Here is a 7,868-nt window from a genome sequence, read left to right on the forward strand (position 1 = left end):
TAAATTTGCCGTCCATGACAGGAATCGCTGACCCGAATTTACGTCAACTCATGACTAACCTCATCATTGAACTGTATAAGTATCAGGCTGAAAGCGAACGTAAGCGAATCATCGAGCGTCAGCAACAAGGGATTGCCCTCGCCAAACAGCAGGGTAAATATCATGGCCGCAAACCCCAATACACCCAAGACGATCCCCGCTTGCAACATGCTTTTAAGCTTTATCAGGCAGGCATGAGTGACATAGACGTTGCTCGGAATACCGGGATCAAGCGGACAACTTTTATTCGATATCGTAAAAAACTTAATATCAAGAGATAGGACACTTAGCTAGCACATGCTAATTATTCATGAATATAAAACATATGTATCATTTGCAAACATATGTGTTATGCGTTATTATACATGTAGTGATATTTATTAAGCTTACTTAGCATGTATGAGGAGGGACACTAATGGAAATTATTACATTTTCAGCTATAAAAGGCGGCGTTGGCAAAACTACCCTAGCTTTTAATTATGGTGAGTGGTTAGCAAAAAATGGCAAGCATGTTTTATTTATTGACTTAGACCACCAAAGTAATTTAACCCAGACTTACAACATTTACGACAATCAAGACACTGTTGGCAACATTTTCTTAGATCGAGGGAAAGTCAAAATACATGAAATAAGTGCTTATATTAGTATAATTGCCGGAGATATGCACCTTGACGATATTGAGCGTACCATTGAAAATAAGACTAACAAAAACATGTTCCTCTACATGTGGTTGTCAGATAATTATGAACGTTTAAATTTAGGAAAATTTGAGTATATTATTTTAGATTGCCACCCAGATTTTTCTACTGCTACCAAAAATGCAGTCATCATCAGTAATGCTATTCTTAGTCCAATCACGCCCAGTGAACATGGGTATAATGCAAAATTTAACCTAGAAGAAAGAATTAACGAGTTACGCAAAGAAGCCATTGATTACTCTACTAGAAAATCTTATGTCACGACCAAATTATTTTTTATCGCCAACATGATTAAACACAACACAAGATCATCTCGCGAGTTATTAAAAGCCTTAAAAGGCGATCCCAGTGTATTGGCTACAGTTCCAGAAAAGGAGCTATTCAATCGTTCAACGTTGGATAAAAAATCTCTTTCAAAAATGGCTGAAGACCACAAAACATATATTGATCAACATGAATTTTTCGACAGTATGGACAAAACATTTAATGAAATCACGGAAAAATTATAAATATTTCGTACACATATCAATCACATGTATATTCAATACGTGTGCATGTTAATTATAAAGGAGGACTACCTATGGCATTCGATCCAGAGAACAAAAACATAAAAAAGGCACTACAAAAAAATGAAACAGAACAGCCAACTGATACTAAAGATAAACTTGTTATTCCTGTTTTTAAAGATGAAGAGGAACGTACTAAGAACTATACCTTTTCACTTCAACCTAGTGCACGCAAAAGACTTGACGGTCTGGCCAAAGAACATAATTTTAAGTCTGCCTCCAAATTTTTAAATGAGCTTATAAAAAATATGTGATGTCACTTTAAGGGGGGGGGTGTTATAGGAATTTCAATAAGTGTTATATTTTTGTTTGCCAGCCTTATTGTCTTTTGGATAATCCCAGCCATTGGAATTGCAAAAAAGCACCTGGTAGATGACCGCTTTTTTATTCGACAGTGGTTATTTCCAATGCAGTATTGGTTACAGCTATTATTTGAAAGAATCAGTGGTAACCGTCGTATTGTCGTAAGAATTTTTCAAATAATGTCCCTGTTTATCACGTATTTTTGCGGGTTGCTTATGCTCATGATTTTCAGTGTTTTTGATGGAAATTTGCTTAAACACCCCGAAGCATTTTTACTTTTCGAATATTTACTGGTATCTTCTATCGCTTACTGGTTTCAACCAAAAGCTGGCAAAGTATATAAGACCAAATAAAGTTGCCGCTTAGTAAGCGCTATGCTAAACTGAGATTAATTTAACAACCGAATATAGAGATCAAGCTAAACAGAAAAATCCCCGATTCACGAGGAATCAGGGATTTTTGGTTTAGCAAGTAGCTATAAGGCAGCTACTTAGATTCAGTCGATTTTCACCGCCAAGTTAAAATCGACTGAACATTGTTCTTAATTTGTAGGTTAATTATACCGCAAACCAGTCCCCAAGGACAAGTTAAGGATAGTTAAAAACAAATTAAAGTCAATGGACTAAGTAGCTAACCAGAGCTATTTAGTCCATTTTTTGTTGTTAGAACTTAAAAAAGTTGCCGACTAGGCAACTCACAAACAGACACATGCTGGTAAATTACAAAGCATTCATTTAGCCGTGAGGCTTTGTAATTCAGTTAGAGCATATCAGATTTGTATTGTAATGCAAGTCGAAGGTTTTAGCAACTCTCTTTTGAGACAGCGTGTGTCAGTCAAGAAAGGGAGTTTTTATTATGACAAAATCAACAAATTTTAATTACTATGAAGCAGATAACGTATATGGAGCGTTATTTTTCCAGTTTCCTAAGGTATTAATGTATGGCGAGCAATACAAGCATTTAAGCAATGACGCTAAATTAGCCTATATGGTACTAAAAGACCGATTAGAGTATTCTTTGCGCAATAACTGGGTTGATAGTGAAGGACACGTCTACTTTATCTTTACCAATCAAGAACTAATGGACTTGTTCAATTGTTCAAAGGGAAAAGTCATCAAAATAAAAGCAGAGCTGGAATCAATCGGATTACTCGTTCAGAAACAAATGGGCTTTAACCCGAAAACTAAGAAAAATGAACCGAATCGCTTATATCTGTCCAAGCTCGATGTGAAAGCAACCGATGTCTATTTACGCGGCGAATTTGGTCAAAAAAGCTCTCAAACCCTTGCTACGAGCGGAAGTTCAAAAAATGAACTTCCGCGGGAAACCGTTGAAACCCTTGCTACGAGCGGAAGTTCAAAAAATGAACTTCCGCATAAGTTCGTTGGCAACAGCTCTCAAACCCTTGCTACGAGCGGAAGTTCAAAAAATGGACTTAATCTATATAGAGAACCTAAAGAAAAAGATAAACATAGATACAATATAGATACTCAAAAGTTGGACTTTTCCACAGCCAATTTCTCATCAGCCGAAATTCAAAAGCAAAACCAGGATTTGGTGAACCATGCTAATGACTTCTTAACTAATGAAGACAGTGGCTTACCGGTTTTCTTAGAACCCGAAGCCGTGCAATTACTTAGCTTCTGGTGCCGAACTCCGCAACAAATGCGGCGCTTCATTGGCATTATCTTAAATGCTAAGTACCGAGTTGAGAAAGATCACAAAGATATTGGTGTCATAATCCCACTTGATGATGAGGAACTGAAACCTTTAATGACTAAAGCCTTGAGACGCTACTTTAACGCCCTGAGAAGCAATGAGAAGCATATCAAGAATGTTGAGAACTACTTATACGGCACCATGCAAAACCTATTTGGCGTTTGGTGGAATAAACAAGCGGCTAGAGAATATGCGGCCAAACACCCCGAAGAAGAAAAGTCGGCCGACAACGATAACAGTAGGTTGTACTACTAGTCCTAAAAGGCTACAAAATCCTTTCTAAGCAGTTTTAAGACTTACTAACCTATTTATACTTAAGTTAGATTTAAATGGCTTAAACAGAAGAATAGGGGCTTTTAAATGAGTGCCAGAGCTAACCAGGCTAGCCAGCTCAAAAGTTCAGCCTTTAGATCAACGCCAAGCTCAAGTGATTTGAGGCCAGGGCTTTATCTATTGATAAGGTACTCAAAAGGTAGTATAATGGTAGTAGTAAAAGAAAGGAGATGAGACAATCATGGCAGTTAAGGAAAAGAAACGGGTCCAAGTCAAGATTGATAAAGATTTGGCCGATGATACTGAAGCAGTTTTAAGCGAATTGGGCTTAAATCCAACCACGGCCATTAACATGTTTTACAAGCGGATTGTTGCTAATGGTGCTTTACCTTTTAATGCGTCTTTAAGCGAAGAAGAAAGAGCTAATTTACGCTTTTTAAAGGCGACCGAAGGGACACCAGTCACCGAGTTCAAAGACGCTAAAGAGGTCGCTGATTGGCTCAACGATCCAGATGAGGACTAATGACTTAGTCAGCCTATACGTTAGTTTTGTAGAAACTAACGGTGGCAAGTCTCGGCCAATTTTAATTCGTCGGGTATCAGAACAGACGGTCGAGGCTTTTAAAATTACTAGTCAGTATGAAAAGAAGTCGGCTTATATCAAGCAACAATATTATCCGATTCAAGATTGGCAATCCGCTGGGTTGAAGAAACCTTCCTGGGTCGATCTTGGTAATATTTATCGCTTTACCAAAGCCGGTTTAAACTTTAAAGAAATCGGTCATTTAAGTAAGCTAGATCAAAATAAAATTTCAGATTTTACGCTTGACCTAAAATCAAAAAGAAGAGGTAAGGGTCAAAAGATAATTCAACAGCGATCAAGTAAAAGGAAGCACAAAGAAAGTAAAGCAGAGCTTACACAAAGAATTCAAAAACAGTTAAAAGACTTTGCTAAACACAATCCAGAAATTAAGCCAAAAAATAATCCTGAAAATAAAAACGATCGGCCTAGTTATTAGGTTGATCGTTTTTTTATTTATCCGGTTTATGGGCGTTAACATAGTCAGCAAATGTTTTTAAAAGTTCTTCGGTTTGTTCGACCGAGAGGTTATTAGATTGAAAGTACTTTTCTAATAAAGCCCCTTTTTGAATTAATCGGCGAGAACGGGCTTTGCGGGCTTGCCGATTTTCATAGTATTTAGATTGCCGTAATTTAAAATCTTCCCGCTCAATTTTTTGTTTTAAACGCGCTTGTTGCTCGACTAGTTTTTCATATTGATTAGACATGGAATTTCCCCATCTTGTATGGCTAATGATCTACGGACTTTACCTTTAAAAATTCAGAAAATTGCTTGGCTAAAAGCTTAATCTGATCGTTAGACAAATTAGCATAATCTAAATTGGATGATTTAATGATTTGCTTACCGAGGTTTTGCTCAATTTTATTTTTTTCATATTTAATCTTTTGATTAAGCTGTTTTAATTTAGCTTCTTGTTTTTCTAAGTTACTTTGAGACATAACAATCCCTCCAATCATATTAAAAAATAATCACGGACACTATATCATACAGAGAACGTTAAGTCAAAGGATAAAAGTTGAAATAGCGAAGCGGAAGGCATACACTAAGTTAAAGTTAAGAGAATCAGAAGACCGAGTGAAACGAGGTCAATGCGCACTTACACATAGAATTTATTTCTATGTTATCCTATCCAAAAACCTGTATTAGAAGTCGCCGATGGCGACAACAAAGTAAAGCCCATAGAATCAAAGGAAGACGGTGACTGACATGGCAATATTCCACATGAGTTTTAGTAATATTAGTGCTGGTAAAGGACGAAGTGCGATTGCCAGTGCCGCTTATCGAAGTGGTGAAAAATTATTTGATGATCAAGAAGGCCGCCACTATTTTTATGCCCGCTCGGTTATGCCAGAAAGCTTTATTTTAACCCCAAAAAACGCACCAGAATGGGCCAGTAATCGAGAACAATTATGGAATGAAGTTGAAAAGAAAGATCGTAAATCAAACTCACGGTATGCAAAAGAATTTAACGTGGCTTTACCGGTAGAATTAAGTGAATCCGAACAGAAAGAATTACTGACAAAATATGTGCAATAAAATTTTGTTGATGAGGGCATGGTAGCTGACGTAGCAATTCATCGCGATCACCCAGACAATCCGCACGCACATGTGATGTTAACCAATCGCCCATTTAACCCCGATGGTAGTTGGGGATTAAAAGCAAAGACGCAGTACATTAAAGATGAAAATGGCAAGCAACTTTTAACCAAAAGCGGGTTTCCAAAACAAAGAAAAATTTGGTTGGTTGATTGGGATAAAAAGGAAAAAATTAATGAGTGGCGAAAAAATTGGGCGGTGAGTGTTAATCAGTTCTTAGCACAAAAAAATATTCCGGATCGGATTAGTGAAAAATCGTTTGTCGATCAAGGGATTCAAGAGACACCTACCCAACACGAAGGCATTAACAGCCAAAGAAAAAATCGAAAAGCATTTAATCAACAAGTTAGAGCGCAAAGAAACGCTCAAGCTAAATATCATAATCTTGACGAAAAGATAAGAAATCATGAACATTTTGACGCGTTAACTGACGAGCTATCGTTCTCTGAAAAGCACACAATTAGTCATCTAAGTCAGCAATTGAAAACCTATGTCGATTTAGAACATTTAGATGATAAACAGCGCATGCTGTTTAATTGGAAAAACAGCTTATTAATCAAACATGCCATTGGTGAAGATGTAACCAAGCAACTGCTGACTATTGACCAGCAAACGACATCACTAGCACAAGCTAACCAGTTGTTAAATAAAGTGGTGGAACGAGCAACGAAAAAGCTTTATCCGGAACTTAATTTTGAACAGATAACCGCCGCTGAACGACGGGAACTGATTAAAGAAACTAATAGTGAACAAACGATTTTTAAGGGTAGCAAATTGGCAGAACGGTTAGCGGATATTCGAAGTGACTTATTAACCCAGCAATTATTGACGTTTACCAAGCGGCCATATACCAGCTGGCAGTTAGTTAATCAGCAGGCCCAAACAATTGAGAAGCAATTAACCACGGTGCTAGCCAAACATGGTCACCAGTTAGACGATTTGAAGCCTACTGATCGGGGCATGCTAGCCGCTTATCAACCTAACGAACTCGAATTCATTTCTAAAGCGGTGAAAAATTTACGGGTCATGCGGGAAGTTAAAGCCGTAGTGCAAACTCAATACAACAGCATTCTAACGACTGCTTTTCCGGACAGTGACCTGGATAAGCTAGAGACGATTGATAAGGAGCAAATCTATACCGCTGTGGTTTACTATGACCCAGAATTAAAGCCATTAAGCGCCGATGATCTTAGTCAATTACAACAGCAGCCACCGGTAGTCTTTACTAGTCAGCAACACCAAGCCGGTTTAAATTACCTGTTAGGTAAAATGGAATTAAAAGATATTCAGGATCATCGACTGCAACGGGTCTTAAAACATGATGGCACCCGGCAACTTTTTATCGGCGAATGTGGCCAAGATCCTAAGTTGGATCACAAACAAATTGAAATGGTGCAAGCCCGTTTGAAACAACAGACAACACGGTTTGATCAATATAAGCAAGACCAAATTAAGGACTATCAGGCCATTAATTACCACCCGACTAGCCCCCAAAATTACCTGATGAATATTTTGGACGAAGCCTTAGTGACCATTTTATATGCGAAAAATACAGACTATCTAAGAAAGCAGCAACTACGTGGCTTAAAAGAGACCGAGTGGGCAATGACGAAAAAGCAGCGGCAACACCAAACCCGTAATCGGCATGAAGATGGGGGCAGGCACTTGTAATCACAAAATTAGCGACTGGTTAATTGGTATGAATGGTAGCCCATAATGTATTTTATATTGATAAAAATTTGGTACGTAGAGCGTGCTCGATTAGTTACCTATAGCTGCCAGCCTTGTGTATGGTCTATCAAAGAGACCAGGCAATCAAAAACTTTAAGCCAGAGCCCTATTTTGAACTAAATGCTGAAATTCTTGCTAATCAGCAAAAATTTGTCGCAAAATTAGACCCCTATCAGCGATTTAAAGACGAAACAGGGCTAATGACATTCATGCAGGCTAAACACGTTCAGAAAGGCTCACAGGACGGTTTTATCAAGGACGTCCAAAAACAAGGCAAAAAGCGTGCTAGTCCCCAACTATTCTCGCTATCCAGTCTCCAGAGTGCCATGAATAAACGTTATCACGCTAGCGCCAGCCAAACC

At 38.0% G+C, this 7,868-nt stretch carries 9 protein-coding genes and 1 pseudogene; 8 read left to right on the forward strand and 2 right to left on the reverse strand.

Annotated features, from left to right (window positions below; genetic code table 11):
- The 6 genes from HMPREF0519_RS11170 to HMPREF0519_RS13950 all read left to right on the forward strand — a co-directional run.
- The coding region (locus HMPREF0519_RS11170; protein WP_003636294.1) for a helix-turn-helix domain-containing protein at nt 1-320 on the forward strand (320 nt) is incomplete at its 5' end.
- A gap of 134 nt (nt 321-454) precedes the next feature.
- A complete protein-coding gene (locus HMPREF0519_RS11175) occupies nt 455-1,246 on the forward strand; it encodes a ParA family protein (protein WP_003636296.1) in 792 nt (263 codons plus the stop codon).
- 71 nt (nt 1,247-1,317) lie between these two features.
- Nucleotides 1,318-1,557, forward strand: a complete 240-nt coding sequence (locus HMPREF0519_RS11180) for a hypothetical protein (protein ID WP_010011603.1) — start codon at nt 1,318-1,320, stop codon at nt 1,555-1,557.
- A gap of 904 nt (nt 1,558-2,461) precedes the next feature.
- Nucleotides 2,462-3,580, forward strand: a complete 1,119-nt coding sequence (locus tag HMPREF0519_RS11190) for a replication initiator protein A (RefSeq protein ID WP_003636302.1) — start codon at nt 2,462-2,464, stop codon at nt 3,578-3,580.
- Between the two features lie 259 nt (nt 3,581-3,839).
- Nucleotides 3,840-4,121 carry a type II toxin-antitoxin system RelB/DinJ family antitoxin gene (locus HMPREF0519_RS11195; protein WP_002819873.1) on the forward strand — a complete coding sequence of 94 codons (282 nt, stop codon included), beginning with the start codon at nt 3,840-3,842 and terminating at the stop codon, nt 4,119-4,121.
- Nucleotides 4,111-4,617, forward strand: coding sequence for a hypothetical protein (locus HMPREF0519_RS13950; protein WP_003636305.1), 507 nt, complete (start codon nt 4,111-4,113; stop codon nt 4,615-4,617). Before HMPREF0519_RS11195 ends, HMPREF0519_RS13950 begins: the two co-directional genes overlap by 11 nt.
- A 13-nt stretch (nt 4,618-4,630) precedes the next feature.
- Here the strand turns inward: HMPREF0519_RS13950 and HMPREF0519_RS11205 are convergent, their stop codons facing one another.
- Both HMPREF0519_RS11205 and HMPREF0519_RS11210 read right to left on the reverse strand, forming a co-directional pair.
- Nucleotides 4,631-4,885 (reverse strand): hypothetical protein, encoded by a 255-nt coding sequence (locus tag HMPREF0519_RS11205; RefSeq protein WP_003636307.1) that lies wholly within the window; start codon nt 4,883-4,885, stop codon nt 4,631-4,633.
- Between the two features lie 22 nt (nt 4,886-4,907).
- A complete protein-coding gene (locus tag HMPREF0519_RS11210; protein WP_040472814.1) occupies nt 4,908-5,117 on the reverse strand; it encodes a hypothetical protein in 210 nt (69 codons plus the stop codon).
- Nucleotides 5,118-5,385: 268 nt separating this feature from the next.
- Here HMPREF0519_RS11210 and mobQ point away from each other — a divergent pair.
- Nucleotides 5,386-7,446: pseudogene (mobQ, locus tag HMPREF0519_RS11215) on the forward strand (MobQ family relaxase).
- A gap of 119 nt (nt 7,447-7,565) precedes the next feature.
- Nucleotides 7,566-7,868, forward strand: a 303-nt coding sequence (locus HMPREF0519_RS11220; protein WP_003636315.1) for a DNA topoisomerase, incomplete at its 3' end; no start/stop codon positions are given.

This window comes from Lentilactobacillus hilgardii DSM 20176 = ATCC 8290 (assembly GCF_000159315.1).
Taxonomy (GTDB): Bacteria; Bacillota; Bacilli; order Lactobacillales; family Lactobacillaceae; genus Lentilactobacillus; species Lentilactobacillus hilgardii.